Origin of the sequence: Bradyrhizobium sp. SZCCHNR3119 (assembly GCF_032487775.1) — a bacterium.
GTDB lineage: Bacteria > Pseudomonadota > Alphaproteobacteria > Rhizobiales > Xanthobacteraceae > Bradyrhizobium.
Map to the genome: position 1 here is coordinate 44,208 of NZ_JAUEUV010000002.1, position 24,449 is coordinate 68,656.

27 protein-coding genes are annotated in these 24,449 nt (G+C 63.9%); 19 read left to right on the forward strand and 8 right to left on the reverse strand.

Features of this window, described 5'->3' with window-relative positions:
* Positions 1-16 precede the first annotated feature (16 nt).
* Positions 17-244, forward strand: coding sequence for a hypothetical protein (locus QX034_RS27460; protein WP_315707329.1), 228 nt, complete (start codon positions 17-19; stop codon positions 242-244).
* A 6-nt stretch (positions 245-250) separates the two neighbouring features.
* Here the strand turns inward: QX034_RS27460 and QX034_RS27465 are convergent, their stop codons facing one another.
* Positions 251-637, reverse strand: a complete 387-nt coding sequence (locus QX034_RS27465; protein ID WP_315707319.1) for a hypothetical protein — start codon at positions 635-637, stop codon at positions 251-253.
* A gap of 124 nt (positions 638-761) precedes the next feature.
* On the opposite strand from QX034_RS27465, the gene QX034_RS27470 reads away from it, so the two are divergent.
* From QX034_RS27470 to QX034_RS27480, 3 genes are all read left to right on the forward strand, one after another.
* On the forward strand, positions 762-1,466 hold the full coding sequence (locus QX034_RS27470; RefSeq protein WP_316196124.1) for a glutathione S-transferase family protein: 705 nt from the start codon (positions 762-764) through the stop codon (positions 1,464-1,466).
* Positions 1,463-2,425, forward strand: coding sequence for an oxygenase MpaB family protein (locus QX034_RS27475; RefSeq protein WP_316196125.1), 963 nt, complete (start codon positions 1,463-1,465; stop codon positions 2,423-2,425). Before QX034_RS27470 ends, QX034_RS27475 begins: the two co-directional genes overlap by 4 nt.
* 127 nt (positions 2,426-2,552) lie before the next feature.
* Positions 2,553-3,140 carry a histidine phosphatase family protein gene (locus QX034_RS27480; protein ID WP_315745445.1) on the forward strand — a complete coding sequence of 196 codons (588 nt, stop codon included), beginning with the start codon at positions 2,553-2,555 and terminating at the stop codon, positions 3,138-3,140.
* A 73-nt stretch (positions 3,141-3,213) separates the two neighbouring features.
* On the opposite strand, the gene QX034_RS27485 is transcribed toward QX034_RS27480, so the two are convergent.
* The gene (locus QX034_RS27485) at positions 3,214-3,414 is read right to left on the reverse strand and encodes a hypothetical protein (protein WP_315707315.1); all 201 of its coding nucleotides are present in this window, start codon (positions 3,412-3,414) and stop codon (positions 3,214-3,216) included.
* 215 nt (positions 3,415-3,629) lie between these two features.
* Here QX034_RS27485 and QX034_RS27490 point away from each other — a divergent pair, with 215 nt between their 5' ends.
* A complete protein-coding gene (locus QX034_RS27490) occupies positions 3,630-3,986 on the forward strand; it encodes an ArsC family reductase (protein ID WP_315745444.1) in 357 nt (118 codons plus the stop codon).
* A 24-nt stretch (positions 3,987-4,010) separates the two neighbouring features.
* Here QX034_RS27490 and QX034_RS27495 read toward each other — a convergent pair whose 3' ends face one another.
* Entirely contained in the window at positions 4,011-4,541 is a 531-nt protein-coding gene (locus QX034_RS27495; protein ID WP_316196127.1) for a hypothetical protein, read from the reverse strand.
* Positions 4,542-5,276: 735 nt separating this feature from the next.
* Here QX034_RS27495 and QX034_RS27500 point away from each other — a divergent pair.
* From QX034_RS27500 to QX034_RS27530, 7 genes are all read left to right on the forward strand, one after another.
* Positions 5,277-6,032, forward strand: a complete 756-nt coding sequence (locus QX034_RS27500) for an ABC transporter ATP-binding protein (RefSeq protein WP_315707312.1) — start codon at positions 5,277-5,279, stop codon at positions 6,030-6,032.
* Positions 6,025-6,771, forward strand: coding sequence for an ABC transporter ATP-binding protein (locus tag QX034_RS27505; RefSeq protein WP_315707311.1), 747 nt, complete (start codon positions 6,025-6,027; stop codon positions 6,769-6,771). The genes QX034_RS27500 and QX034_RS27505 overlap by 8 nt, the downstream gene beginning before the upstream one ends.
* Positions 6,772-6,884: 113 nt before the next feature.
* On the forward strand, positions 6,885-7,748 hold the full coding sequence (locus QX034_RS27510) for a branched-chain amino acid ABC transporter permease (protein WP_315707310.1): 864 nt from the start codon (positions 6,885-6,887) through the stop codon (positions 7,746-7,748).
* A 1-nt stretch (position 7,749) separates the two neighbouring features.
* The gene (locus QX034_RS27515) at positions 7,750-8,718 is read left to right on the forward strand and encodes a branched-chain amino acid ABC transporter permease (protein ID WP_316196129.1); all 969 of its coding nucleotides are present in this window, start codon (positions 7,750-7,752) and stop codon (positions 8,716-8,718) included.
* A 138-nt stretch (positions 8,719-8,856) separates the two neighbouring features.
* A complete protein-coding gene (locus tag QX034_RS27520; protein ID WP_315707308.1) occupies positions 8,857-9,501 on the forward strand; it encodes a DUF47 domain-containing protein in 645 nt (214 codons plus the stop codon).
* Between the two features lie 9 nt (positions 9,502-9,510).
* A complete protein-coding gene (locus QX034_RS27525; RefSeq protein ID WP_315707307.1) occupies positions 9,511-10,518 on the forward strand; it encodes an anion permease in 1,008 nt (335 codons plus the stop codon).
* Positions 10,519-10,658: 140 nt separating this feature from the next.
* Positions 10,659-12,278 (forward strand): peptide chain release factor 3, encoded by a 1,620-nt coding sequence (locus QX034_RS27530; protein ID WP_315707306.1) that lies wholly within the window; start codon positions 10,659-10,661, stop codon positions 12,276-12,278.
* 184 nt (positions 12,279-12,462) lie between these two features.
* On the opposite strand, the gene QX034_RS27535 is transcribed toward QX034_RS27530, so the two are convergent.
* The 3 genes from QX034_RS27535 to QX034_RS27545 form a co-directional block, all read right to left on the reverse strand.
* Positions 12,463-12,840 (reverse strand): helix-turn-helix transcriptional regulator, encoded by a 378-nt coding sequence (locus QX034_RS27535; RefSeq protein ID WP_315704247.1) that lies wholly within the window; start codon positions 12,838-12,840, stop codon positions 12,463-12,465.
* Positions 12,837-13,733 (reverse strand): S1C family serine protease, encoded by an 897-nt coding sequence (locus tag QX034_RS27540; RefSeq protein WP_409977498.1) that lies wholly within the window; start codon positions 13,731-13,733, stop codon positions 12,837-12,839. The genes QX034_RS27535 and QX034_RS27540 overlap by 4 nt, the downstream gene beginning before the upstream one ends.
* A 76-nt stretch (positions 13,734-13,809) precedes the next feature.
* Positions 13,810-14,544 (reverse strand): aspartate/glutamate racemase family protein, encoded by a 735-nt coding sequence (locus QX034_RS27545; protein WP_315744420.1) that lies wholly within the window; start codon positions 14,542-14,544, stop codon positions 13,810-13,812.
* 163 nt (positions 14,545-14,707) lie between these two features.
* Here QX034_RS27545 and QX034_RS27550 point away from each other — a divergent pair, with 163 nt between their 5' ends.
* The 7 genes from QX034_RS27550 to QX034_RS27580 all read left to right on the forward strand — a co-directional run bounded on the left by QX034_RS27550 (position 14,708) and on the right by QX034_RS27580 (position 21,175).
* Entirely contained in the window at positions 14,708-15,307 is a 600-nt protein-coding gene (locus tag QX034_RS27550; protein WP_315704245.1) for a hypothetical protein, read from the forward strand.
* Between the two features lie 95 nt (positions 15,308-15,402).
* The gene (locus QX034_RS27555; protein ID WP_316196131.1) at positions 15,403-15,987 is read left to right on the forward strand and encodes an NnrU family protein; all 585 of its coding nucleotides are present in this window, start codon (positions 15,403-15,405) and stop codon (positions 15,985-15,987) included.
* Between the two features lie 2 nt (positions 15,988-15,989).
* On the forward strand, positions 15,990-16,814 hold the full coding sequence (gene panB, locus QX034_RS27560; RefSeq protein ID WP_315704243.1) for a 3-methyl-2-oxobutanoate hydroxymethyltransferase: 825 nt from the start codon (positions 15,990-15,992) through the stop codon (positions 16,812-16,814).
* A 241-nt stretch (positions 16,815-17,055) separates the two neighbouring features.
* Entirely contained in the window at positions 17,056-17,709 is a 654-nt protein-coding gene (locus QX034_RS27565; protein ID WP_315704242.1) for a tetratricopeptide repeat protein, read from the forward strand.
* Positions 17,710-17,753: 44 nt separating this feature from the next.
* On the forward strand, positions 17,754-18,290 hold the full coding sequence (locus QX034_RS27570) for a hypothetical protein (RefSeq protein WP_316196133.1): 537 nt from the start codon (positions 17,754-17,756) through the stop codon (positions 18,288-18,290).
* Between the two features lie 92 nt (positions 18,291-18,382).
* Positions 18,383-19,750, forward strand: a complete 1,368-nt coding sequence (der, locus tag QX034_RS27575) for a ribosome biogenesis GTPase Der (protein WP_315704303.1) — start codon at positions 18,383-18,385, stop codon at positions 19,748-19,750.
* A gap of 204 nt (positions 19,751-19,954) precedes the next feature.
* Positions 19,955-21,175: a PLP-dependent aminotransferase family protein gene (locus tag QX034_RS27580; protein ID WP_315704240.1), complete on the forward strand. Its 1,221-nt coding sequence runs from the start codon at positions 19,955-19,957 to the stop codon at positions 21,173-21,175.
* A 46-nt stretch (positions 21,176-21,221) separates the two neighbouring features.
* On the opposite strand, the gene QX034_RS27585 is transcribed toward QX034_RS27580, so the two are convergent.
* The gene (locus QX034_RS27585; protein WP_315704239.1) at positions 21,222-22,541 is read right to left on the reverse strand and encodes a cytochrome-c peroxidase; all 1,320 of its coding nucleotides are present in this window, start codon (positions 22,539-22,541) and stop codon (positions 21,222-21,224) included.
* Between the two features lie 157 nt (positions 22,542-22,698).
* Complete coding sequence (locus QX034_RS27590) at positions 22,699-24,381, reverse strand: alkaline phosphatase family protein (RefSeq protein ID WP_316196135.1); 1,683 nt, start codon at positions 24,379-24,381, stop codon at positions 22,699-22,701.
* Positions 24,382-24,449: the final 68 nt, after the last annotated feature.

Here is a 24,449-nt window from a genome sequence, read left to right on the forward strand (position 1 = left end):
CACCCGATTGGCGCGGATGAGCGATGGGCATTATTGCCTGGTGCGCGACCTTGGCCTGGTCAAGGGCGGCAAGGGCATGCGCTATCATGAGGTGGTGATCGACTTCAGCTTTCGCGGCATGAAGGTGCTGGTGAAGCAGGGCGCCAGCGCGCTGCTGCGGTGGGCCGTCGTGAAGCTCGAGCAGCACGATGCGACGGCGAAACTGCCGGCGCTGCTGCGGACGCGGACGCGCGAGCCGCAATAAGCGGCATCAACGCCGGGGTCTTTTGCGGGACCGAGATGAACCGACGTTGGTTACGAGTCGCCGCTTCGGGTCGTAAGGGCTCTCCGGGTTCACATCGATATCGACGTCATCGACGCAGTGTTGCGCCTCGGTGTGGCTGCTGCCTGAATACCAGGGGCCGGCACGCAGTGTGACATCGCTCATCTTTGCAAGCTCCAGACACTTCCAATCGCCTCCCGGCGGCAAGTTCTTGCTGGAGGCGCCTGCGAACTGAAAAGCCAGCGTCTTCTCCCGTCCGTTCTTGTGGCCCAGGATGATTGGACACACCTCGCGGGCAAAGCCCTCGTACACGCAGAGCACCTGTTTGCGCTCCGTCATGGCCTGCGCGATCAGCTCATAGGTCGGACTGGGCATGATGTCCTCCTCCTGTGCTATTGCTGTAACTCGCTTTGCAGCTGTGCCGTTCCCAAGAGGGGGGCCTTGCCCCTTGGCTCCTGCGTCATAGATTGACGTCGAGCCATTTCGCGCGAGCCACAAGATGACCGATCTCTCCAGCTTTTCGATCACCAGGCGCTGGCCGGCGCAGCATCCGGATCGACTGCAACTCTATTCACTGCCGACCCCGAACGGGGTCAAGGTTTCGATCATGCTCGAGGAGATCGGTCTGCCATACGAGGCTCATACGGTCGATTTCGGCAAGGACGAGCAGAAGTCACCTGAATTCCTCTCGCTCAATCCGAACGGCAAGATTCCGGCGATCATCGATCCCGACGGACCGGGCGGCAAGCCGCTTGGTCTGTTCGAGTCCGGGGCGATCCTGCACTATCTCGCCGAGAAGAGCGGCAAGCTCCTCCCGTCAGATCCGGCGAAACGCTGGCACACGCTGCAATGGGTGCATTTTCAGATGGGCGGCATCGGGCCGATGTTCGGCCAGGTCGGCTTCTTCCACAAATTCGCCGGTAAGGAGATCGCCGACAAGCGGCCGCTGGAGCGTTACGTCGCTGAGAGCAAGCGCCTGCTCGGCGTGCTCGAGGGGCGGCTCGCCGGCCGGCAGTGGATCATGGACGACGAGTATACGATCGCCGATATCGCCTCGCTCGGCTGGGTCCGCAACCTCATCGGCTTCTATGGCGCGCGCGAACTCGTTGCTTTCGATGACCTGACACGTGTGCCGGCCTGGCTGGAGCGCGGGCTGGCGCGACCGGCGGTCCAGCGTGGGCTGGAGATCCCGAAACGGCTGTGACGGTCTCGGCAGCAGATTTCGATCATTGCCTCGAGATGGTGCGCGCCGCGCCCGAAGCGCGCGGCGGCGGAATCTTCGGACCTGAGAGCGTGACGTGGCAGGTCAATCGCGAGGCCGCGATCTTCTTGGGAGCGGGTCGGGCGTTGCTGCTGCAACTGGCGCATCCCTGGGTCGCGGCCGGCATCGCCGATCAGTCGCACGTATTTGCCGATCCGCTTGGGCGTTTCCACCGCACCTTCAACATCGTCTTCACCATGGTGTTCGGCACCCGCGATCAGGCGATTGCGGTGGCCCAGCGGCTGTACCGGCGGCACGCGGCGGTGGTGGGTGAGATGCCCGAGACCGTCGGGCCGTTCGCTGCCGGCTCGCGCTATTGTGCCAACGAGGTCAATGCATTGCGCTGGGTTCATGCCACTTTGGTGGAAACGGCGCTGCTGGCGCATGATCTGATGCTGGCTCCGCTCGGCCCCGTGGAGCGGGAGCGTTATTGGACCGAGGCGAAGCTGTTTGCGACTCTGTTCGGCATTCCACAGGAGGCGCTCGCACCGACTTGGGGCGGGTTTCAGGCCTACGCGACTGAGATGCTGGAGTCCGACGTTCTCACCGTCAGCGCGGCCGCGCGCGACATCGCCCATCGCATCTTTTCCGGCGCGGCCACGCGGCTGGCTCCACCATTCTGGTATCGTGCGTTGACAGCGCAGATGCTGCCGGAGCGGCTGCGTCTTGCGTTCGACCTGCCGTTTGGCACGGCGGAGCAGCGCAGCGCCCAACGGGCAGTGCGCTGGCTGCGGCGCATCTATCCCATGCTGCCGGATGCGCTCCGGACCGTCGGCCCCTATCAGGAGGCGCAGGTGCGGATCGCCGGCCGGGCTGAGCCGCCACTCACCGTGCGGTTTCTGAACCGCGCCTGGATCGGACAGCCCAGCATGGGCGGCGGCGAGCGACGCACCAGAGCCTGACATTCGATCGCCATCGCTGGGCGAAGCGCGGCCTTGAAGACGGTATGCGTTCCCGCGGAAGTTGTTAAACTTCGTGCGACGCCCACCCACTGGATCCGTGCGTCACGCACGCAACAGGGAGGACAACATGAACGCGCTGACCATCCTGATCATCCGCCATGCCGAAAAACCTGATGGTGACATCACCGGCCCCGGCCTCACCCACAAGGGTCAGGAAGATCCGAAAGCGCTGGTGATCAGCGGCTGGGAGCGGGCGGGGGCATGGACCGCGCTGTTCGGCAGCGGGCTCGGTGGAACCGATTATCCCACGCCACACGCGATCTATGCCGCCGATCCCGACAGCGGCACCAGAGACTCCGAGCCGAGCCGCCGGCCGTATGAAACGGTGCAGTCGCTCGCTGCGCGGGTCGGGCTATCGAAGCCGGACATCACGTTTGGCAAGGGCCACGAGGCTGCGCTCGTAGCGGCGCTGCTCAACCTCTCCGGCGTCGTGCTGGTGTCCTGGGAGCACAAGGCCATCGTTTCCGATATTCTTCCGCGGCTGCCGGTCAGCAATAAGCAGGACCTTCCGGCGCACTGGTCGAGCAAGCGCTTCGACGTCGTTTTGCGCTTCGACCGCGAACCGGGCGAGACCGAGTTCAAGTTCAAGGAGCTGTTTCCTTGCCTGATGCCCGGGGATTCGAACTCCCCGCTGAGCAGTGATCCCGGCGAGTGAATGCGTTCGTGATAATCTGAAACTCGATCTTCTAAGCACGGATTGGCGTTGCAGGACGAGCCGCGGCTGGTGGTCAGGCCACCTCGACCGATTTGCCGTGACGGCTATCCTCGACCCAGGCATGGGCGGCAAACCATTCATGGTGGATGCGGCAGTGCGGGCAATATGAACGCGAGAAGAACACCGGCATACGCTGAAAGCGCGCGGCATCCATCTCCATTCCCGTCTCGATGGTCTGCCCGGTCTGCGGACAACGTACCATGATCTTGCCCATCGCGGCCTCCTGCTGCGGGCCTGATACGCGGGCGATGCGAAGAAATTGTAATGCTCTGCGGACAGTTTCGTGGCAAAGCACGACGACAAGTTACCCATGGAACTCTTGCTGTTGCAGCTGTCAAAAGCCGGTCAGTTCAAGCCCTGGCACGATGGCAAAATGTCGCGAACGGTGCGAGAGCTGCGGCTGTACACAGGCTTTTGAGGACGCCTTGCATGAGCATCACGATTTACGGAATCAAGAACTGCGACACCATGAAGAAGGCGCGTGCCTGGCTCGACGACCACAGCGTCGCGTATGACTTTCACGACTACAAGACGGCAGGAATCGAGAAGAGCAGGCTCAAGCAATGGAGCGACGAACTCGGTTGGGAGACGCTGCTCAATCGTGCCGGCACGACCTTCAAGAAGTTGCCCGACGCCGACAAGGAAGATCTCACCGAAAGCAAGGCAATCGCGCTGATGCTGGCGCAGCCCTCGATGATCAAGCGTCCGGTGCTCGATCTCGGCGGCAAGCTCCTGGTCGGATTCAAGCCGGACATCTATGCCAAAGAGGTAAAGGCTGCGAAGTAGGGGCCGGCGTATCTGAAGTTCAGATCAGCTGGCCTCGACGATGTCGACGTCATCGTCGGCACCGAGCGCGGACTGCATGACGGTTTCGACGTTGATCACGGTGTTGACCGCCCGCACGGGTGCGCAGCGCGCGTCGGGTCCCATCAGATTAGCCAGCCGGAACGCGCCTTCGATGCTGATGGACTTGTAGGAGCCGACGATCTGTTCGACTCCGTCGTCGTTGCCAAATGGAAGCAGCAGCCGTTCGAAGCTGACCTCCTTGCCATCGGCATCGCAAACCGTCGCGATCGAATAGGTCGGCCGTCTGTGGCGGACGCAGGCGAGATAGTACGGCGCGACCCGGGCGTAACGTTCCGGTCCGATTGCATCGTCCAGATAGCGATTGATCCGCTCCTCTGGCCGAAGGTGGTCGCCGCCGTAGGTCGTGGTCAGGCGTGCGCCTTCCTGGGTGATGAAAAAGCGAACGCTTGCCCCCTCGGTTTCGACAGCGAAGTGCATCATGTCGGGCAACTCGTCGGCGATGTCCTCGGGGTGAAAGCCGGCGAGCCCGGGCAAGGGCCGTTCGTTCTGCCTCGCGCGCAACCAAGCGTTCAGCAAAACGCGCTGCCTGATGGATTTGACAACCGAAGGGCCGGCACTCTCAAATTCCATAGCTCGCAGCCCGAATCAAATGGCCTTTGCCCGGCCGCTTCAATGCGGGTCCGAGTTCGCAATTGCAGGAGCACATACAGCCTTCAATACCGGATTCGCAATGTCGGCTCGGTAAAATGATTGGTTGGATCGGCTCCCACATGGTCGCGGGGATTTCAATCGAGCTGATCATCCGTCCTGGTGTTGCCACGCGTGCGGTGCACGGGTTCACGATCGATCGCGGGCGCGGAGCCTCATGTAGTCGCGCGCACATGCAGCGGACATGCGTAGACAGCCTGAGCAAGCAACTTGAGATCGCACTGCTCAATTTGTCGGACGACGCGAAGCCATGATGCATTCGAAATGTCTAAGCTGCGCTCCGGCTGTGAATCGCATCGGATCAGGCGGCAGACGAGCGCAAGAGATTCTCTGAGAGCGCGAATTGGCTGGCTTATTCAACGACAGGTCAATGTCCGCCGCGGGGATGTGAATGCACAGCTTTCCGCCTTGCCTAACTGCCTCGTTTGACGGCATATTCCGCGCCAGGAGGCGGCCGGCCTAGGATAGTCAAAGGAAATGTCCAGGCTTCCAAAGGGTCAGCCGAGAACGAATAATGATCCGGGCGTCCGCTTTGATGGCGCCGGGCAGGGGGAAATTTGTTTGGCTGATGAGTTCATTCTCGAAACCCACGGATTGACCAAGGAGTTCGCGGGGTTCTTCGCCGTACGCGATGTCTCGCTCAAGGTTCGCCGCGGGAGCATCCATGCGCTGATCGGCCCGAACGGGGCCGGCAAGACCACCTGTTTCAACCTGCTGACCAAGTTCCTGCGGCCTTCGGCCGGCAAGATCGTCTATAACGGGCAGGACATTACCGCGATGGCGCCGGCCGATGTCGCGCGCCTCGGGCTGGTCCGCTCGTTTCAGATCTCGGCGGTATTTCCGCATCTGACGGCGTTGGAGAACGTCCGCGTCGCATTGCAGCGCCAGCACGGCAGCTCGTTCGATTTCTGGCGTTCCAAGTCGGTGCTGAACCGTTTCAATGGCCGGGCGCACGAGCTTCTGAACGACGTGGGCCTGAGCGAATTCGCCAACACGCCGGCGGTCGAGATGCCGTATGGACGCAAGCGTGCACTTGAGATCGCGACGACGCTGGCGCTCGATCCGGAAATGATGCTGCTCGACGAGCCGATGGCCGGCATGGGGCACGAGGACATCGACAAGATCGCGGCGCTCATCAAGCGGATCTCCGCCAAGTACACCATCCTGATGGTCGAACATAATCTGAGCGTCGTCGCCAATCTCTCCGACATCATCACCGTGCTCACGCGCGGCCAGGTGCTGACCGAAGGTCCTTATTCCGAACTCTCCAAGGACGAACGGGTCAAGGAAGCCTATCTGGGAGCCGGTCATGCCTGAGGTGATGGTCGCGACCCGAGGCGCAGAGACCGCTGCGACCGACACCATTCTCGAGGTCAAAAATCTCGAGGCCTGGTACGGCGAATCCCACATTCTGCACGGCATGAACTTCAACGTGAATGCCGGCGAGGTGGTTACGCTGCTCGGCCGCAACGGCGCCGGCAAGACCACGACGTTGAAGTCGATCATGGGGATCATCGGCAAGCGCACAGGCTCGGTGCGCTTCAACGAGCGCGAATTGATCCGCATGACCTCCGACAAGATCGCGCGGCTCGGCATCGCGCTGTGTCCGGAGGAGCGCGGCATCTTCGCGAGCCTGGACGTGCGTGAGAACCTGCTGCTGCCGCCGGTAGTCCGCGCCGGCGGACTTTCGCTCGAGCAGATCTTCGAGCTGTTTCCGAACCTGAAGGAGCGCTTGAAGAGCCAGGGGACCAAGCTCTCCGGCGGCGAGCAGCAGATGCTGGCGATCGCGCGCATCCTGCGCACCGGTGCGAGCCTGTTGATGCTGGACGAGCCGACCGAGGGCCTCGCTCCGGTGATCATTCAGCAGATCGGCCACACCATCGCGCGGCTGAAGAAGGAGGGCTTTACGATCCTCCTGGTCGAACAGAACTTCCGTTTCGCCTCCACCGTGGCCGACCGCTATTTCGTCGTCGAACACGGCAAGGTGATCGACGGCTTTTCCAATGCCGAACTGCCGGCCAATATGGACAAGCTGCACAGCTATCTCGGCGTCTGACGGCCGCCGAGGCCTTGCGCCGACGGATGCCGGGACGGAAAGCATCAGGATAGGCGTCGCCAAACGACGCCAACGCAATCGACGACGAGCGAAACGACGAAGAGACACCAAGGATGCAAGCCCTCTACGCACAGCTTCTGGTCGGACTGATCAACGGCTCGTTCTACGCGCTGCTCAGTCTCGGGCTTGCCGTCATCTTCGGCATGCTCAACATCATCAACTTCGCCCATGGCGCGCTCTACATGATGGGCGCGTTCTGCGCCTATTTTCTCCTGAACGTCACTGGACTCGGCTATTGGTGGGCGCTGATCCTGGCGCCGATCGCGGTCGGGATCTTCGGTATGATCCTGGAGCGCACGCTCCTGCAGTGGCTGGCCGGCCTCGACCATCTCTACGGCCTGTTACTCACCTTCGGCATCGCGCTGATCGTGCAGGGCGTCTTCCAGAACTATTTCGGCTCCTCTGGTCTGCCCTATTCGATCCCAGAGCAGCTCCGCGGCGGCATGAATCTCGGCTTCATGTTCTTGCCCGTCTATCGCGGCTGGGTCGTGGTGTTTTCGCTCGTCGTCTGCGTCGCCACCTGGTTCCTGATCGAGCGCACCCGGCTCGGTGCTTACCTGCGCGCCGCGACCGAAAATCCCACCTTGGTGCGTGCCTTTGGCATCAACGTGCCACGCATGATCACGCTGACCTACGGGCTTGGTGTCGGTCTTGCCGCGCTCGCCGGCGTATTGTCGGCGCCGATCAACCAGGTCCGCCCGCTGATGGGGGCCGACCTCATCATCGTCGTCTTCGCGGTCGTCGTGATCGGCGGCATGGGCTCGATCATGGGCTCGATCATCACCGGCTTTGCGCTCGGCGTGATCGAGGGATTGACCAAGTATTTCTATCCCGAGGCTTCCAACACCGTGGTCTTCGTACTCATGGTCCTGGTGTTGCTGGTGAAGCCGACGGGTCTGACCGGACGGGCCGCCTGACATGACTTCGATCACCGACGCTACATTGCCGATCACCCCGCGCGCGATGCGCGACGAAATGATCGCCTTCGTCATCATGGCAGCGCTGCTTGCGCTGGTGCCGTGGACCGGGATCTATCCCTTCTTCGTGATGCAGGCGCTGTGCTTTGCGCTGCTCGCCTGCGCCTTCAACCTCTTGATCGGCTATGGCGGCCTGCTGTCATTTGGCCACGCGATGTTCCTGGGCACGGCCGGCTATTGCAGCGCGCACGCCTTGAAACTGTGGGGCTTGCCGCCGGAGCTCGGCATCCTGGTCGGCGTCGCGGGAGCCTTCGCGCTTTCGGTCGTCACCGGCTATATCTCGATCCGGCGCCAGGGCATCTATTTCTCGATGATCACGCTGGCGCTGTCGCAGTTGCTCTATTTCATCTATCTGCAGACGCCGTTCACCCATGGCGAAGACGGCATCCAGGGCATCCCGCAGGGGCACCTGTTCGGCATCTTCGATCTGTCGAAGTCGACGGTCCTGTACTATGTCGTGCTGGTGGGCTTTCTCGCCGGCTTTCTGCTGATCTTCCGGACCATCAACTCGCCCTTCGGCGAGGTGCTGAAGTCGATCCGGGAAAACGAGCAGCGGGCCATCTCCCTCGGTTACAAGACCGACCAGTACAAGCTGCTGGCCTTCATCCTGTCGGGGACGATCGCAGGCTTTGCCGGCGCGCTGAAAGTGTTCGTGGCGCAGAACGCCTCGCTGACCGACGTGCACTGGTCGATGTCGGGCGAGATCGTGCTGATGACCCTGGTCGGTGGTCTGGGGACGGTGTTCGGACCGGTCGTCGGCGCCTTCGTGATCATCGCCATGCAGCAATATCTGGCCGGGTTCGGCCAGTGGGTGACAGTGATCCAGGGCGTGATCTTCGTCGCCTGTGTGCTGACCTTCCGCCGCGGCGTGGTCGGCGAGATCGCCCATTTGTTTCGGCGCTCGCTCTAGCCGTTGATATTGCAGCAATTTTTTGCCCAAGAAAGCGGTGGACGACGAGGCTTCCGCTTCTATCGGAACGCGATCCGCGTTATGACAGATTTGTGACGGGCCGCCCTCGGCCCGTTTCCGATCGATGGATCTCGTCTCATGCTGCACTTGTTTCGCGCCGTCCTCCCCAAGGAGGAGCGCTTTTTCGACCTGTTCGCTCGCCACAACAAGGTGGTGATCGAGGGGGCACTGGCGCTGCAGGACATGCTGAAGGGTGGCGATGACATCCTTATGCACTGCCAACGGGTCAACCAGTTCGAGAACGAGGCCGACAACGTCACCCGCGAGGTGCTGACGGCTGTTCGCCGGACCTTCATCACGCCGTTCGATCGCGGAGATATCAAGAGTCTGATCACCTCGATGGACGACGCGATCGATCAGATGCAGCAGACCGCCAAGGCGGTCATGATGTTCGAGGTCAAGGAGTTCGAGCCGACCATGCGCGAGATGGGCGGGCTCCTGGTCGAATGCGCCAATCTGACCGGCCGGGCTTTGCCGCTGCTGCGGGCGATCGGCCAGAATGTGCCGATGATCACCGCCATCACCGAAGAGATGACCAAGCTCGAGGGCCGCGTCGACGATCTCCACGACATCGGGCTGAAGGAGCTGTTCCTCAAGCACCGCCACGCCAACACCATGGACTTCATCATCGGCGCCGAGATCTACGACCACCTGGAGAAGGTCGCCGACCGTTTCGACGACGTCGCCAATGAGATCAATTCGATCATGATCGAACAGGTGTAGGGCGCCGTCGTGGATGCTCCTCTCGGTCTTCCGCTCCTGGTCGGGTTGATCGCGGTCGCGCTCGCCTTCGATTTCCTGAACGGGCTGCATGACGCCGCCAACTCCATCGCGACGATCGTGTCGACGCGGGTGCTGCGGCCGCAATATGCGGTGTTCTGGGCGGCCTTTTTCAACTTCATTGCCTTCGGGGTGTTCGGTCTGCATGTCGCCCAGACCATCGGCACCGGCATCATCGAACCTTCGGTCGTCGACGCGCAGGTGATCTTCGCCGCGCTGCTCGGCGCCATCGCCTGGAACCTGATCACCTGGGCGGCCGGCATTCCATCGTCCAGCTCCCACGCCTTGATCGGGGGCCTGGTCGGGGCAGGGGTGGCCAAGGCGGGTCTGTCGGCGACCGTGTGGAGCGGGCTGTCGAAGACGGTGCTTGCGATCGTGCTGTCGCCGCTGCTCGGGCTGGTCCTGGCCATGATCCTGGTCGCGATCGTCTCCTGGGCCTCGGTGCGCTCCACGCCCTTTGCGGTGGACCGGGCCTTTCGCATCCTGCAGTTCGCCTCGGCCTCGCTCTATTCGCTCGGCCATGGCGGCAACGACGCCCAGAAGACGATGGGCATCATCGCGGTGCTGCTCTATTCGCAGGGGTATCTCGGGGGCGACTTCGGCATTCCATTCTGGGTCGTGCTGTCGTGCCAGGCGGCGATGGCGCTGGGCACCCTGATGGGCGGATGGCGGATCGTGCGCACCATGGGCCTGCGCATCACCAAGCTGACCCCGATGCAGGGTTTCTGCGCCGAGACTGGGGGCGCGATCACGCTGTTCATGGCGACTGCGCTGGGCGTGCCGGTCTCGACCACCCACACGATCACGGGCGCCATCGTCGGTGTCGGAGCGGCCCGCCGGGCCTCGGCGGTCCGCTGGAACGTGGCCGGATCGATCGTCTATGCCTGGATCTTCACGATTCCGGCCTCGGCCCTGGTCGCCGCGCTGGCCTATTGGCTGGTCTCGGTGCTGCGGCACTGACCCGAAGGGACCGTTCCGGCAGTATTTCGCCGGTTGGAGTTGCGCTGCAAAACCCCTATATGAGGGGCGCGCAGCGGCCGTGATCCCGCGCGCTTCCCGTCACACATCACGTCCGACGCCCTCAAGACGCTCGCCGCCTCATGTCCGATTCCGCGCTTATGACCGAAACGCCAATCCGCTCGCCGCTCTCCGACGAGGTGGCACGACGGCGCACCTTTGCCATCATCTCGCATCCGGACGCCGGCAAGACCACGCTGACGGAAAAGCTGCTGCTGTTCGGCGGTGCCATCAATCTGGCCGGACAGGTCAAAGCCAAGGGCGAGCGCCGCAACACCCGCTCGGACTGGATGAAGATCGAGCGCGAGCGCGGCATCTCGGTCGTCACCTCGGTCATGACTTTCGAGTTCGAGGGGCTCGTGTTCAACCTGCTGGACACGCCGGGCCACGAGGACTTCAGCGAGGATACTTACCGCACGCTGACCGCGGTCGATTCCGCGGTCATGGTGATCGACGCCGCCAAGGGCATCGAGGCGCGCACGCGAAAACTGTTCGAGGTTTGCCGCCTGCGCGACATCCCGATCATCACCTTCATCAACAAGATGGATCGCGAGAGCCGCGATACTTTCGAGCTGATGGACGAGATCGAGAAGACGCTGGCGCTCGACACCACCCCGATGACGTGGCCCGTGGGCCGCGGCCGCGACTTCATCGGCACCTACGACATCCGTGACGGCGGCGTGCGCCTGCTCGAAGGCGGCGGCGCCAAGACCGGTGCTGCGCAGCAGATCGAGATCGGCGAACTTTCCAAGATCAATGCCAATCTCGATATCGGCCAGATCAAGGACGAGCTCGAACTGGTCAGGGAAGCCTGCAAGCCGTTCGAGCTGGAGGCGTTCCGAGAGGGCCATCTAACCCCGGTCTATTTCGGCAGCGCGCTGCGCAATTTCGGCGTCGGCGATCTGCTCGAAGGCCTCGGGCGCTATGCGCCGTCGCCGCGCGCCCAGGATTCCGACCTGCGCAAGGTCGACGCGGCCGAGCCGCGCATGAGCGCCTTCGTGTTCAAGATCCAGGCGAACATGGATCCCAACCATCGAGACCGCATCGCCTTCGCGCGGCTGTGCTCGGGCAAGCTCAGCCGCGGCATGAAGGCGAAGCTGGTGCGCACCGGCAAGACCATGCCGCTGTCGAGCCCGCAATTCTTCTTCGCGCAGGACCGTTCGGTGGCGGATGAGGCCTTTGCCGGCGATGTCGTCGGCATTCCCAATCACGGCTCGCTTCGCATCGGCGACACCCTGACCGAGGGCGAGGACCTGACCTTCGTCGGCGTGCCGAGCTTTGCGCCGGAAATCGTCCGCCGCGTGCGACTGACGGACGCGATGAAAGCGAAGAAACTGAAGGAAGCGCTGCAGCAGATGTCGGAGGAGGGCGTCGTGCAGGTGTTCCGGCCGCGCGATGGTGCACCGGCGCTGGTCGGCGTCGTCGGCCCGCTGCAGCTCGACGTCTTGAAGGCGCGGCTCGATGCCGAATATTCACTCCCGGTCGAATTCGAAGTCTCGGAATTCTCGCTGGCGCGCTGGATCTCGTGTGACGACAAGAAGAAGCTGGAGGCGTTCATCGCTGCCAACAATTCCGGCGTCGCCGACGACGTCGATGGCGATCCGGTGTTCCTGGCCAAGAACGAGTTCTATCTCGGCTACACCAAGGAGCGCGCCGAGGGCATCACCTTCTCCAACGTCAAGGACGTGAAGAAGCGGGCGTGATTTGATCATCTAAGGTCGGTCGTCCTCGCGAGGACAAAGGCTGTCCACCTCGTCATTCCGGGGCATCGCGAAGCGATGAGCCCGGAATCCATTTCGCGTCATGTTGCGCGGAACGAGCGCGTTCCGCGCGCCCCGGAATGACCAGTGGATGGACCTGCGCTCTACGGAATGACAAGCCGTAGCTCTACAAATTGATGATCCCGTGCCGCGCGGCGTGGGCGACCGCATCGGTGCGGCCGGTGGCGTCGAGCTTGTCCAACAACGAGCCGACGTGGAATTTGGCCGTGTGCACGGAGATGCCGAGCGCGCGGGCGATCTCCTTGTTCGAAGCTCCTTCGGCGAGCAGGGCCAGCACGTCGCGTTCGCGCGCGGTGAGCTGAAAACTGTCGGCGGTACCGTCCTCGGCAGGCTGCGGCGCGACCACGACGACATCGGCAGGCTCGCCCGGCGCCGCCAGGCGCAGGCCGCCGACTTTTCCGAGCAGCGCCGCAAGCCGGTCCGCAAGATCGGGATCGTCGAGATTGATCGCGATGACGATCGGCGGCCTCGTCTCCTCCGTCACGCGGCCGGCCTCTCGCCGATGGTGAGCGCAAAGCGGACCGGCTCGCCGCCGCGCAGGCCCGCCACGTCGACCACGGCACCGACACTGTCGGGGCCAAGTTCGCGCATCAAGGCCCGCATGCTGCTGAAGGACTGATTGTTGAGCGCGGTGAGCACATCGCCCTGGCGCAGGCCGGCGGCCGCCGCCGGGCCGTTCTTGTCGATGCTCATCACCATCGCGCCGATGCCGTCATCGAGCTTCACCGGCTGCAGGCCGACGCCGAGATAGCCGCGCGCGATCCGGCCGTGGGTTTCGAGCCTGCCGGCAACGTGTTCGATCGTGGCCGCAGGGATCACCAGCGTCCGGCGCGGACCCAGCACCGCCATGCCGATGGCCCTGCCATCGGCGCTGAGGACCAAGCCGCCCTCCTGACTGCGGCGCAGGCGGGTGCCGAGCTCGATACGCGCGCTGATCTCGCCGCCGCGCAGGCTGCGCCAGGCGCCGGCCGATTTCGAGACCATCGCGAGCGCCGCGGTTGGCGCACCATCATCAGTTGCGACGACCACCGCAAGCGAGGCAAGCGGCGGCACCGCGTTCTTGAGTCCTGCGGGCGTGAGCGTGCCGGGAAGGCCCGCAGCCTCGAAGCGGAGCAGGGCGACGTCGGTGGTGTGATCGCGGCCCGCGATAGTCGCCGGTCGCGTGCTGCCGTCGGCAAACACCAGCGTAATCTCGCCCTCGTCGGCCAGTGCCTCCTCGGCGGTGACCACAAGGCCGGGCTTCCAGACGAAGCCGGTCGCACGGGAGCGGTGGGAGTGGACGGACACGACCGCGCCAGCGGCTTGTACGACGATGGCGTTGAGGGCTGACGACAGCGAGGTGAGGGCGGACAGATCGGACACGGGCAGATTGGACATGGGCGGCTCCAAACAGGGGTGATCCCAAATGTGGAGCGTCATCCGCGGTTTCGTAACTGCCCGGGTGGGCAGGACCTCAAATCGCTGTGCGGGCCTTGGCCAGGGGGAAGGCGAGATCTCCGTGCTTGGAGGTCTTCAGCCCCAGTCCCACCAGCGCTTCGGCAAAGCGCACTGCCGCGGCGACGCCGTCGATCACGGGAATACCGAGCTCGCCGGACAGCTCCTGCGCAAGATCCGCCATCCCGGCGCAGCCCAACACGATCGCGCCGATGCCGTCGTTATCAAGCGCATCGCGGCATTCGTCGAGCAGAATGCCGCGGACATTGGCCTCCGGCTTGTCGAGATCGAGCACCGCCACATCGACGGCGCGAACCTTGCGGCAACTATGCTCCATGCCGTAGTTGCGCACCAGATGTTCGGCGATGATCTTGGTGCGCGACAGCGTGGTGACGATGCTGAAGCGGGTGGCGACGAAGCTCGCGGCGTGCATGGCCGCCTCCGCAATGCCGAGCACGGGTGCGGCGGAGAGCTCGCGCGCGGCGAGCAGGCCAGGATCGCCGAAGCAGGCGATGACATGGGCGTCGCAGCCGGCCGCATCGCCCTCGGCCACTTCCTTCAACATGCCGATGGTCGCCAGGGCCTCGTCGTAATGTCCCTCGATCGAAGCGGCGCCGAAACGCGCAGTCCGGCCGACGACGCGCGTCGTCGGGCTCGCGCTCGCCTGCGCAGCCTTCGCGATCAGCGCGGTCATCGATTCCGTCATGTTGGGATTGATGACGTTGATCGTGGTCTGGCGTGTGGACGGGCTCATATTTCGTCTTTCGTGAGGTCGCTGTTGCCGTGATCTAACCAAGTTCCGGCGCCAGGGTCGAGTCGGCCGCGCGAGGAGACGGAACGCGCAGACGTGAACGGGATTGGCCTTGTGTCGGCGGGCGCCGCGACCACCTTCTCGTGAGCGATCCCTGGTGTCATCCATGCTGCGTCTTTGCCTGATCCTGCTGCTGCTGGTCCCCGCGATGGCTTCCGCACAGCGGCGCGCTCGCCAGATCAATCCGGTGCCGTTTGCCCACACGCCCTGCAGCGTGCTCGACGAAGGGCCGTGCACGCCGTCCTATTGCGGCGTCTATGGGCCGTGGCCGTGCATACCGGAAATGGACTATCCGTACGGGGAGAATCTGCAGCTCACGGTGCAGAGCGTGCCTGCAAAGGATCAGGCGGCAAAGTATCAGAAGCCCGACCACGATCTCGACAATATCGGCGATCTGTTCGCAGCGCTCAGGTCCTGCTGGACGCCGCCGGCGGCGGATGCCGCGCGCGAGGGCATGCAGATGACGGTGCGCTTCAGCTTCAAGCGCGACGGCGAGATGATCGGCTCACCGCGGCTGACCTACGCGACGTCAGGTGTCTCGGCCGATACGCGCGACACCTATCTGAAGGCGATCAACAGTTCGCTCCAGTCGTGCCTGCCGCTCAAGTTCTCATCCAATCTGGGCGGCGCGCTCGCCGGGCGTCCCATCGCGATCCGCTACGTCGATAATCGCGACCTCGGGAAGACGTCGTCGGAGAAACAGTGACTTGAAGTGCGGACTGCTGCCGACACATTGCGATGCGACCACCAAAAATGATACGGGGGTCTGACTGACGCCAGCACGCAAGAGGGGGATCGATCGTGGGACTTCTGGTGATGGTGGTGGGGCTGGTGCTATTTCTTGGCGCCCATGTGTTCACGGCGCAGCGCGGGGCGCGGGCGCGGTTGATCGCGTCCATGGGCGAAGGGACCTACAAGATCGTCTATTCGCTGGTGGCGCTGGCCGGCCTCGCCTTGATCGTCTGGGGCTTTGCGCATTATCGCGCCGACGAGTTCCAGGCCGTATGGAATCCTCCGAAATTTCTGAAGCATCTCAACATCGCCTTGATGCTGCCGGCGGTGATCCTGGTCGTCGCAGCCTATGTCCGCGGCCGCATCTATAGTGCCGTCAAGCATCCGATGCTGGCAGGCGTGAAGCTATGGGCATTCGGCCATCTGCTCGCCAATGGCGATCTCGGCGGCATCGTTCTGTTCGGTTCGATCCTGGCCTGGGCGGTGTACGATCGCATCTCGCTGAAGCGCCGTGCCGATCCGGGCGCCCCGCCGATTCCTGTCGGCGGCATCGGCAACGATCTGATCGCGGTAGTGGTCGGGATCGTCGCCTATCTGGCGCTAGCCTTCGCCTTCCACCCGGTCGTGCTCGGCATTCCCGTGATGGGGAGCTGACGATGTCGGTCCAATCCACGACCCGGCGCAAGACGGCTCCCGACATCCGGGCCCGCAAGGGCGGCGAGCCGATCGTGATGCTGACCTCCTACCACGCCCACACTGCGGCGGTGGTCGATCGGCATTGTGATGTGATCCTGGTGGGGGATTCGCTCGGCAACGTCATGCATGGCTTCGAGACCACCGTGCCGGTCACGCTCGACATGATGATCCTGCAGGGGAGCGCCGTCATGCGCGGTTCACGCCAGGCGCTGGTCGTGGTGGACATGCCGTTCGGCTCGTATGAGGCCGGTAAAGAGCAGGCGTTCCATTCGGCGGCGCGGATCATGAAGGAGACGCAGTGCGGCGCGGTCAAGCTCGAAGGCGGCGTGCGGATGGCCGAGACGGTGCGGTTTCTCACCGAGCGCGGGATTCCGGTGATGGGGCATATCGGTCTGACACCGCAATCGATCAACACCCTCGGAAGTTTTAAGGCCCAGGGGCGCGAGGCGGACAGCTGGGCCCCGATCGAGAACGATGCGCGCGCAATCGCCGAGGCCGGCGCCTTCTCGATGGTGATCGAGGCGGTCGCCGAGCCGCTGGCGCGCAAGATCACGCAAGACGTCGCTATTCCAACCATCGGTATCGGCGCCAGCGCAGCTTGCGACGGTCAGGTGCTGGTGCTGGAGGACATGCTCGGATTGTCGCCGAAAGTGCCGAAATTCGTTCGCCGCTACGGTAATCTCGGACCCGCCATCGAGGAGGCCGTGGCGGCCTATGCGGCGGATGTCCGCTCGCGCGCCTTTCCGGCCGCCGAACATGTCTACGACATGAAGACCAAGACCTGAGAACCGAGCCCGTTCCACGCGAGGGGATCAGAAGGCAGTTGCGCGAAGCGGTGAGGGCATGATAGCCGCGTTCCGGCGGGAGCGACGCAAAACCGGTATTAAGCTCTTGATTCCGCAAGGCCGGCCTTGCCTCCGCCATATCGGCGCGGTATCGGCGCCACATATCGGGGGCTGGGTGCTCGCCGGCACGTTAATACCGCACGCGAAACACCTCACAGCGGTTATCATGGGACATCGCTAAGTGTCTGAATTTTTTGATGAAGTAAGCGAAGAGGTCCGCCGCGAGCAGCTCAAGCAGCTGTGGGACCGGTATTCGATTTTCATCATTGCGGTGGCGCTCCTGGTCGTCGCCGGCGTCGGCGGCTGGCGCGCTTACCAATATCTCGAGGGGCAGAAGGCCGCCGATGCGGGCGCCGCCTTCAACAAGGCCGTGGAACTTTCTGACCAGAACAAGCACGCCGAGGCGGAAAAGGCGTTCGCCGATCTGGCCGGCAGGGCGCCGTCCGGCTATCGCATGCTGGCCCGTTTCCGCGAGGCTGCCGAGGCCGCGACACGTGACAAGCAGGCGGCGGCCAAGCTCTACGACGAATTGGCGGCCGACCGCAGCATCGGCGGCGAGCAGCAGGCGCTGGCGCGGCTTCGCGCCGCCGGCCTGCTCGTCGATACGGCAAGCTATCAGGACATGAAGCTGCGCCTGGAAGGCGACACCGGGGCTGGCGCACCGTTCCGGCACGCCGCGCGGGAGCTGTTGGCCCTCTCCGCATGGCGCGGCAATGATGCGGCTGCGGCCCGGCAATGGCTGGACATGATCGCGCTCGATGGCGAGACGCCGCCGGCGCTGCGCTCGCGCGCGGAGGCGCTGCAGGCCTTGTTGCCGCCCGTGGCCAAGAGCTGACGACGCCCGACGGCAGGACTTTACGTTTGAACGGGGGACCGACCATGCGCCGCCACCAACGCTTGATTGCCGCCACCATCCTGTTCGCGTTCTCCAGCGTGCTGGGCGGCTGTGCGAGCGGCGGCAGTTTCGACCCGAGCGATCTGCTCGATTTTCTCGACACCAAGAAGAAGCTGCCCGGCGACCGCAAGCCGGTGTTTCCGGAGGGCGTACCCGGGCTCGAGCAGGGCGTGCCGAAGGAGCTCTACAAGGGCGAGGTCGAAAAGCAGCAGACCGAGGAGCAGCAGCAGGCGGCTCAGCCTGTGCAGCCCCCGCCGGCCGAGGAGCCGAAGGCGAAGAAGGGCAAGAAAGCCAGGCACACCGCTGCCGCGCCGGCCGACCAGCCGCCGCAGGATGGCGAGGCCGCTGCGGTCGAGGAGGGCGCCGCAGGCGTGCCGCCCGCGCCGAAGCCCAAGAAGATCGCCCGCCGCCGCACCACGGCACCGCCCCAGGACGATACAACGGCCGCCCAGCCGCAGCAGCAATCAGGCACGTCCGGTTCATTCCCGGCGCCGATGCCGAGCGGCTCCTTCAGCCGTTAATCCTTTGACCGACTGTTCCGGCGCGTCATTCCAGTCGCTGGCCGATTGAGCTAGAGCTTTCGGCGTAAAGCGCACCAGGGGCGCATTGGATCATCATGTTCACGATTGCCATCATCGGCCGGCCCAATGTCGGCAAATCCACTCTGTTCAACCGCCTGGTCGGACAGAAGCTGGCGCTGGTCGACGACCTGCCGGGGGTGACCCGCGACCGCCGCGAAGGTGAGGCCCGTCTCGGCGACCTCGCCTTCACGGTGATCGACACCGCGGGACTGGACGAGGGTGCCAAGGGCTCGCTGACCGCGCGGATGCAGGAGCAGACGGAGACCGCGATCGAGCTTGCCGACGCTCTGTTCTTCGTGATCGACGCCCGCGTCGGCCTGACCCCGACCGACCGCGCCTTCGCCGATTTCGCCCGCCGCGCCAACAAGCCGGTGCTGCTGCTCGCCAACAAGAGCGAGGGCAAGCACGGCGAAGCCGGCGCGATGGAGTCCTATGCGCTCGGCCTCGGCGATCCCATCCAGATCTCGGCGGAGCATGGCGAAGGTATGGGCGAGCTCTATGACGCCGTGAGCCAGCTCGTGCCTCCTGCGTCTGATGAGGACGAGCACGAGGAGACCGACGAGGAGCGCGCGCAGCGGCCGATCCGGGTCGCCATCGTCGGCCGTCCCAACGCCGGCAAGTCCACCCTGATCAATCATCTGCTCGGCGAGGAGCGGCTGCTCACCAGTCCCGAGGCCGGCACCACGCGCGATTCCATCGCCGTCGAGATCGACTGGAAGGGCCGCGGCTTCCGCATCTACGACACGGCCGGACTGAGGCGCCGTGCGCGGATCGAGGAAAAGCTGGAGAAGCTGTCGGTAGCGGACGCGCTGCGCGCGGTGCGCTTTGCCGAGGTGGTGGTCCTGATGATGGACGCGCAGAACCGCTTCGAGGAGCAGGATTTGCGCATCGCCGATCTGATCGAGCGCGAGGGCCGCGCGCTGGTGATTGCGGTCAACAAATGGGACCTGATGGACGGCAAGCCCGGCCAGATCTCGGCGCTGCGCGCCGATGCCGATCATTGGCTGCCGCAGGTCGCAGGCGCTCCGATCGTTGCAGTCTCCGGCCTGATGGGTGAGGGCATCGACCGGCTGATGGAGGCGATCGTCCGCGCCTATGCGGTCTGGAACAAGCGCGTGCCGACCTCGGCGCTCAATCGCTGGTTCGAGCAGGCGATCGCGGCCAGTCCACCGCCGGCGGTCTCGGGCCGGCGGCTGAAGCTCAACTACATCACGCAGACCAAGGCGCGGCCGCCGAGCTTCGTGCTGTTCTGCTCGCGGGCGGACGCGATCCCGCAATCCTATCTGCGCTACCTCACCAATTCGCTGCGCGACACGTTCGATCTGCCTGGCACCCCGGTTCGCATCACCTTGCGCGAGAAGGCCAATCCGTTTGCGCACAAGCGCAAGCGACCCTCGTAAAGCGCGCTCGGCTCTTTAAGCACGAGCAGCTCGAGCGCACACAGCCGTAAGACCCTGGCCCGTGATCTGACGCCGCCCCCTCGCTGTCGTCCGAGGATCTGCGGCATAACAATTCAACTTTTGATTGAATTTTGAGTCTTGCGTCTCGCCGAAAATAGGTCAATTATACTGACATAAACTCTCAAAGCTCCTCGGGGTGGAATCATGTCCAGCTGGCAACCGATCTACGCGCGCCGCGCCGAGCGCATGAAGGCATCGGAAATTCGTGAGCTGCTCAAGCTGCTCGAACGACCTGGGGTGATTTCCTTCGCCGGCGGGATTCCCGATCCCGCACTGTTTCCTGCAGCAGCGGCGACGCAAGCCTATGGCGAGGTTCTCGCCGACCAGGCCGGCGCATCGGCGGCGCTGCAATATTCGGTCAGCGAGGGCTACGCTCCGCTTCGCGAATGGATTGCCGGTCACATGGCTGGGCGCGGCGTCCCAGCGTCGGCCGACAACATCCTCATCACGTCGGGTTCGCAACAGGCGCTGGACTTCCTCGGCAAGCTGCTGCTCACCCCCGGCGATACGGCGCTGGTCACCGCTCCGACCTATCTCGGCGCGCTACAGGCTTTCTCGGCCTACGAGCCGCGCTACGACGTGATCCGCCCGCACGCCTCCAACCGGACGCCGGCGTCCTATGCCGACGAGGCCGCGAAAGCGACGTCGGGCGCGCGCGTCAAGTTTGCCTATGTCGTGCCCGACTTCGCCAACCCCACCGGAGATACGCTCTCGCTGGCCGCGCGCGGCGACATCCTGGACCTGGCCGCCGAGCTCGACGTGCCGGTGCTCGAAGACAGCGCCTATTCGGCGCTGCGGCTCGAAGGGGACGAGCTCCCGGCGCTGCAGGCCATCGATGCCGGCCGCAGCGGCTCGCTGGACCGCTCGCGGGTGATCTATCTCGGGACGTTCTCGAAGACCGTCGCGCCCGGCCTCCGCGTCGGTTGGGTTTGCGCATCGCGCGCTATCATCGGCCGTCTCGTGCTCATCAAGCAGGCGAGCGACCTGAACGTATCGGCCATCAATCAGATGGTGATGCACAGGCTGGTCGAAGGCGGCCGGCACGCCGAGTTGATCGCGACGGCGCGCGCGCATTACCGGCGCAAGCGCGACGCCATGCTGGGATCACTCGAGGCCGAGATGCCGTCGGGCGTGAGCTGGACCAGGCCGGAGGGCGGCCTGTTCGTGTGGGCGACCTTGCCGGAATCCATGTCCGGTGCGGCGTTATTGGAGCGGGCCGTCGAGGAGGCCAAGGTGGCGTTCGTCCCGGGTGCGGCTTTCTTTCACGACGGCAGCGGAGCGAACACGATCCGGCTGTCCTATTCGCTGCCGCAGGAACCGACGATCGCGGAGGGCATCGGCCGGCTCGCGGCCCTGCTGCGCTGATGGCGAGAGGCGACACCAGCAATCAGGGGATGATCAGGCGGGCCGCTCAAGGCTTCGGCTGATAGCCGTCGGTCAACGTGTTCAGGAAGGCGATGATGTCGGCTTCGTCCTGCGCGGTTATCGCTGGACTCTCCCCCGCTTTGCGGTCGAACGGCGGATCGGTCACGTCGACATTGGCTCGGTACTTCGCGGGTAGGTCGTCGTATTTCTGCACGGTGCCATCGGCCGCGCGCGGATAGACCTTCTCAGGATTGGTGTCGCGGAAATTATAGAAATCGAGCACCTGCTGCAGAGTACGGAAGACGCCGTTGTGGAAGAATGCGCGGCGGGTCGCCGCGTTGCGCAAGGTCGGGGTCTGGAACATGCCGCAATATTGCGTCTGGTCGGCGATGTCGGTGCGCTGCGGACCGCAGGCGCCCAAATCAAAATGGCTTGGATCATGGTTGTCGGCCAGCGCTGCATTGCGCGGCGCGCCGAGTGCCTCGTACTGATGGTCGGTGAAGAGAGGAGGCAGCCCGTCGCGGGTAGGGCTGGAAGGATGGCAGCCGGCGCAATTGGCCTTGTCGGGATCGTTGAACAATTGCAGGCCGCGCAGTTCGCTCGCGCTCAGCTGCGCCTTGCCCTCCAGCCAGTAGTCGAACTTGCTGCTGTAGGGATGAAAGCTCGGCTCTTCGAGCTGATAGCGGGCGACAGCGAACATCGCCTCCGAGACCAGCAGTCGGGGATTGTTGAAGATGTTGGCGCCGAACAGGCCGATGAAGCTCTCCACATAGGGCGCGTGGCGCAGCTTGCCGGCGACGGTTTCGATGCTGCCACCGTCCATCTCGCGCCGGTCGAGCAGGGGAAACAGCGCCTGATCCTGCAGCGTGTCAGCGCGTCCGTCCCAGAACAGGCCGCCTTGCGGCACGATGTTCGCCGCCGAAGCTGCACTCTGCGTCGCGATCTTCTTCGCGCGCGGGGCTTGTTGTGCGATCGCAGCCATCTGCGCCAGGTCGACGAGGTTCTCGTCGTCGCCCTTATCGGGGCCGATGCTGAAATTCGGCTGACGCTCGAGATAGGTCAGCGATGGGACCGCGCGCGCGCCTTGTTGCGACAGGGTCGAGCCGCCGAGCATGACCGGCTCGTCAGTAGGTGGGCCATAAGCGTGATCCGCACTGTGACAGGACGCGCATGACAGCGCCCCCGACGACGACAACGAGGCGTCGTTGAAGATCTGCCGGCCGAGCTGCGCCATCGCGGAGAGCGGGGCAGTGTGCGGACGGACGAGGTGGATCGGGTTCGGATTGGCTCCAGGAACTCCCTGCGCCTCGAGCGCGGAGACAGCGCCGGCCATGCAGAGCAGGCCGGCGCCGAGGAGCCACGACATGTGAACGTTCATATGTCTGTTCTGATCGCTTAGAGCATGATCCGGAGAAGTGGAAACCGGTTTTCCCTCGCGACAAACGCCATAGGCGTTTGCGCGGAGATCATGCTCAATCAAAGAGATGAGATCATGATGCGGTTCGTTCTAATCGCATCATGATCTAGTGGTGATGGCCTTCGGGCACGCTCACGATGACGGTGCCCGCAGTCGGATCGAGAAACAGTTTGTTCGCCTCATCGTCGTGATCATGTTCGAAGTCGAACAGGTCCATGATCGATCCGGCGCTGGCGTCGAACGAGCCGCGGCCCAGGCGCTGGCCGTGCAACCAGTTGTCCTCGATGAAGCGCACCACGGAAGCCTGCGAGATGCGCGTGTGGCTGACGTAGTTCTGCTTGGCGTAGGGCGAGATCACGATGAACGGAACCCGCGTGCCCGGACCGCAGCGGCCGTTGACGGGCGTGCCGTTGAGGCCCTTGGGCTGAGGCTGGGTGGCAGCACCGGTGCCGCACAGGCCGGCGCCGTTGACCTGATCGGCGCTGGAGTCGTAGGAGGCGCTGGTCGGCGTCGCATAGGCGTGGTCGTACCAGCCGTCGGAGTCGTCATAGGTCACGATGACCGCGGTCTCCTTCCAGTCCGGACGCTGCTGCAGGAAGTTGATCAGCTCGACGTTGCCGGCCTGCTCGTCGAGCGGGTCGGAATTGCCGGGATGACCGTCCTGATAGGCCGGCATCTTGATGTAGGAAACGGCGGGGAAATTGCCGGCCGAGACCGCGGCGTAGAAGTCCTCGAGGTCATAGGCGTGATTGGCCGGATCGACGGTTTTGCCGTCGGCCTTGTACGTGTGTCCAATTGCGCTAAGCGAGCTCGGCCGCGCATGGGTCGGGTTAGCCGTCGACTTGTAATACTGGAACCAGGCGTGGTGGGGGATATAGTCGGTGATGGTGCTGGCCACGTTGCTCGAATAGGTGCTGCGCGCGCAGCCGGTCGTGCCGTTGGTGTTGGTCAGAGAGAGGTTGAAGCCGCCCATGAAGCTGCCCCAGCTGATCTTCGCATCGTTGAGCAGGTCGCCGATGTTCTGTCCCGACATCAAGACCGTGCTCGTCGTGCTCGAGCAGGAATCATAGGCGGGATCGGTGTCGCCGATCAGCGTCAGGCCGCCCTGGCCGTCTGCGATCGATGATGACGAGCCGACGATGTTCTGCGCACCGTTGGTCTGACCGGAGATCACGTTGATCGCGCCGGGCGTCGACGGGCCGTAGGTGTCAGTATAGGCGGCGTCGTTCATCGCGAAGTTCTGAGCGTAATTCCAGAATGCCGTGACGGTGTTGCCGTCGAAATAGCCCATCACCTGGCCGTTGGTGCCGAAGGCACCGGCACCGCCGGCGGTGCCGCGGCCCGTGAATTTCGGGAACAGGTCAGCCTTGCCGTTGTCGTAGGCCTGCTGCTCGGGCGTGTAGGCGTGGTTCTGGGAACGGGTGTTGGCCTGGGTGCGGTCGAGGCGGAACGGGTCTGTCGCGCCGGTGCCGTTGGCCGTGTTGGTCGAGTTCGGGTTGTTGACCAGGAGATTGGCGTTGGCGAGGTTGTTCACCTTCGGCGTATGCGGCTTGGCCTTGATGGGAATTTCTCCGACCGGATTGCCGGCGTTCGGATAGGTCGCGAAATAATGGTCGAAGGAACGGTTCTCGTTGAAGATGATCACGAGATGCTTGATCGGTGTCGCGGTGTCTCCGTCATGTGCATGCTGATGGCCCCGTTCGTCCTGGTCCGCGGAGACAGGAGCGGTGCATGCAATCGTGATGGCGAGCGCAGAAACTGCGACCGTGGAAAGAAGTCTGATTTTCATTCGGCTGGCCTTAAAAGAACGTGTGCTGTCGCGCTGCGGCATTTAGTCGCGGTAGGTGACAGCGATGT

Coding starts and splice junctions, on each gene's coding strand:
- QX034_RS27545 (WP_315744420.1), bottom strand. CDS start 14,544: ATGAGCCCGTCCACACGCCAGACCACGATCAACGTCATCAATCCCAAC.
- QX034_RS27585 (WP_315704239.1), bottom strand. CDS start 22,541: ATGTCGTGGCTCCTCGGCGCCGGCCTGCTCTGCATGGCCGGCGCTGTC.
- QX034_RS27580 (WP_315704240.1), top strand. CDS start 19,955: ATGTCCAGCTGGCAACCGATCTACGCGCGCCGCGCCGAGCGCATGAAG.
- QX034_RS27540 (WP_409977498.1), bottom strand. CDS start 13,733: ATGTCCAATCTGCCCGTGTCCGATCTGTCCGCCCTCACCTCGCTGTCG.
- QX034_RS27465 (WP_315707319.1), bottom strand. CDS start 637: ATGCCCAGTCCGACCTATGAGCTGATCGCGCAGGCCATGACGGAGCGC.
- QX034_RS27510 (WP_315707310.1), top strand. CDS start 6,885: ATGCAAGCCCTCTACGCACAGCTTCTGGTCGGACTGATCAACGGCTCG.
- panB (WP_315704243.1), top strand. CDS start 15,990: ATGTCGGTCCAATCCACGACCCGGCGCAAGACGGCTCCCGACATCCGG.
- QX034_RS27490 (WP_315745444.1), top strand. CDS start 3,630: ATGAGCATCACGATTTACGGAATCAAGAACTGCGACACCATGAAGAAG.
- QX034_RS27530 (WP_315707306.1), top strand. CDS start 10,659: ATGTCCGATTCCGCGCTTATGACCGAAACGCCAATCCGCTCGCCGCTC.
- QX034_RS27570 (WP_316196133.1), top strand. CDS start 17,754: ATGCGCCGCCACCAACGCTTGATTGCCGCCACCATCCTGTTCGCGTTC.
- QX034_RS27520 (WP_315707308.1), top strand. CDS start 8,857: ATGCTGCACTTGTTTCGCGCCGTCCTCCCCAAGGAGGAGCGCTTTTTC.
- QX034_RS27480 (WP_315745445.1), top strand. CDS start 2,553: ATGAACGCGCTGACCATCCTGATCATCCGCCATGCCGAAAAACCTGAT.
- QX034_RS27485 (WP_315707315.1), bottom strand. CDS start 3,414: ATGGGCAAGATCATGGTACGTTGTCCGCAGACCGGGCAGACCATCGAG.
- QX034_RS27515 (WP_316196129.1), top strand. CDS start 7,750: ATGACTTCGATCACCGACGCTACATTGCCGATCACCCCGCGCGCGATG.
- QX034_RS27505 (WP_315707311.1), top strand. CDS start 6,025: ATGCCTGAGGTGATGGTCGCGACCCGAGGCGCAGAGACCGCTGCGACC.
- QX034_RS27470 (WP_316196124.1), top strand. CDS start 762: ATGACCGATCTCTCCAGCTTTTCGATCACCAGGCGCTGGCCGGCGCAG.
- QX034_RS27460 (WP_315707329.1), top strand. CDS start 17: ATGAGCGATGGGCATTATTGCCTGGTGCGCGACCTTGGCCTGGTCAAG.
- QX034_RS27550 (WP_315704245.1), top strand. CDS start 14,708: ATGCTGCGTCTTTGCCTGATCCTGCTGCTGCTGGTCCCCGCGATGGCT.
- QX034_RS27590 (WP_316196135.1), bottom strand. CDS start 24,381: ATGAAAATCAGACTTCTTTCCACGGTCGCAGTTTCTGCGCTCGCCATC.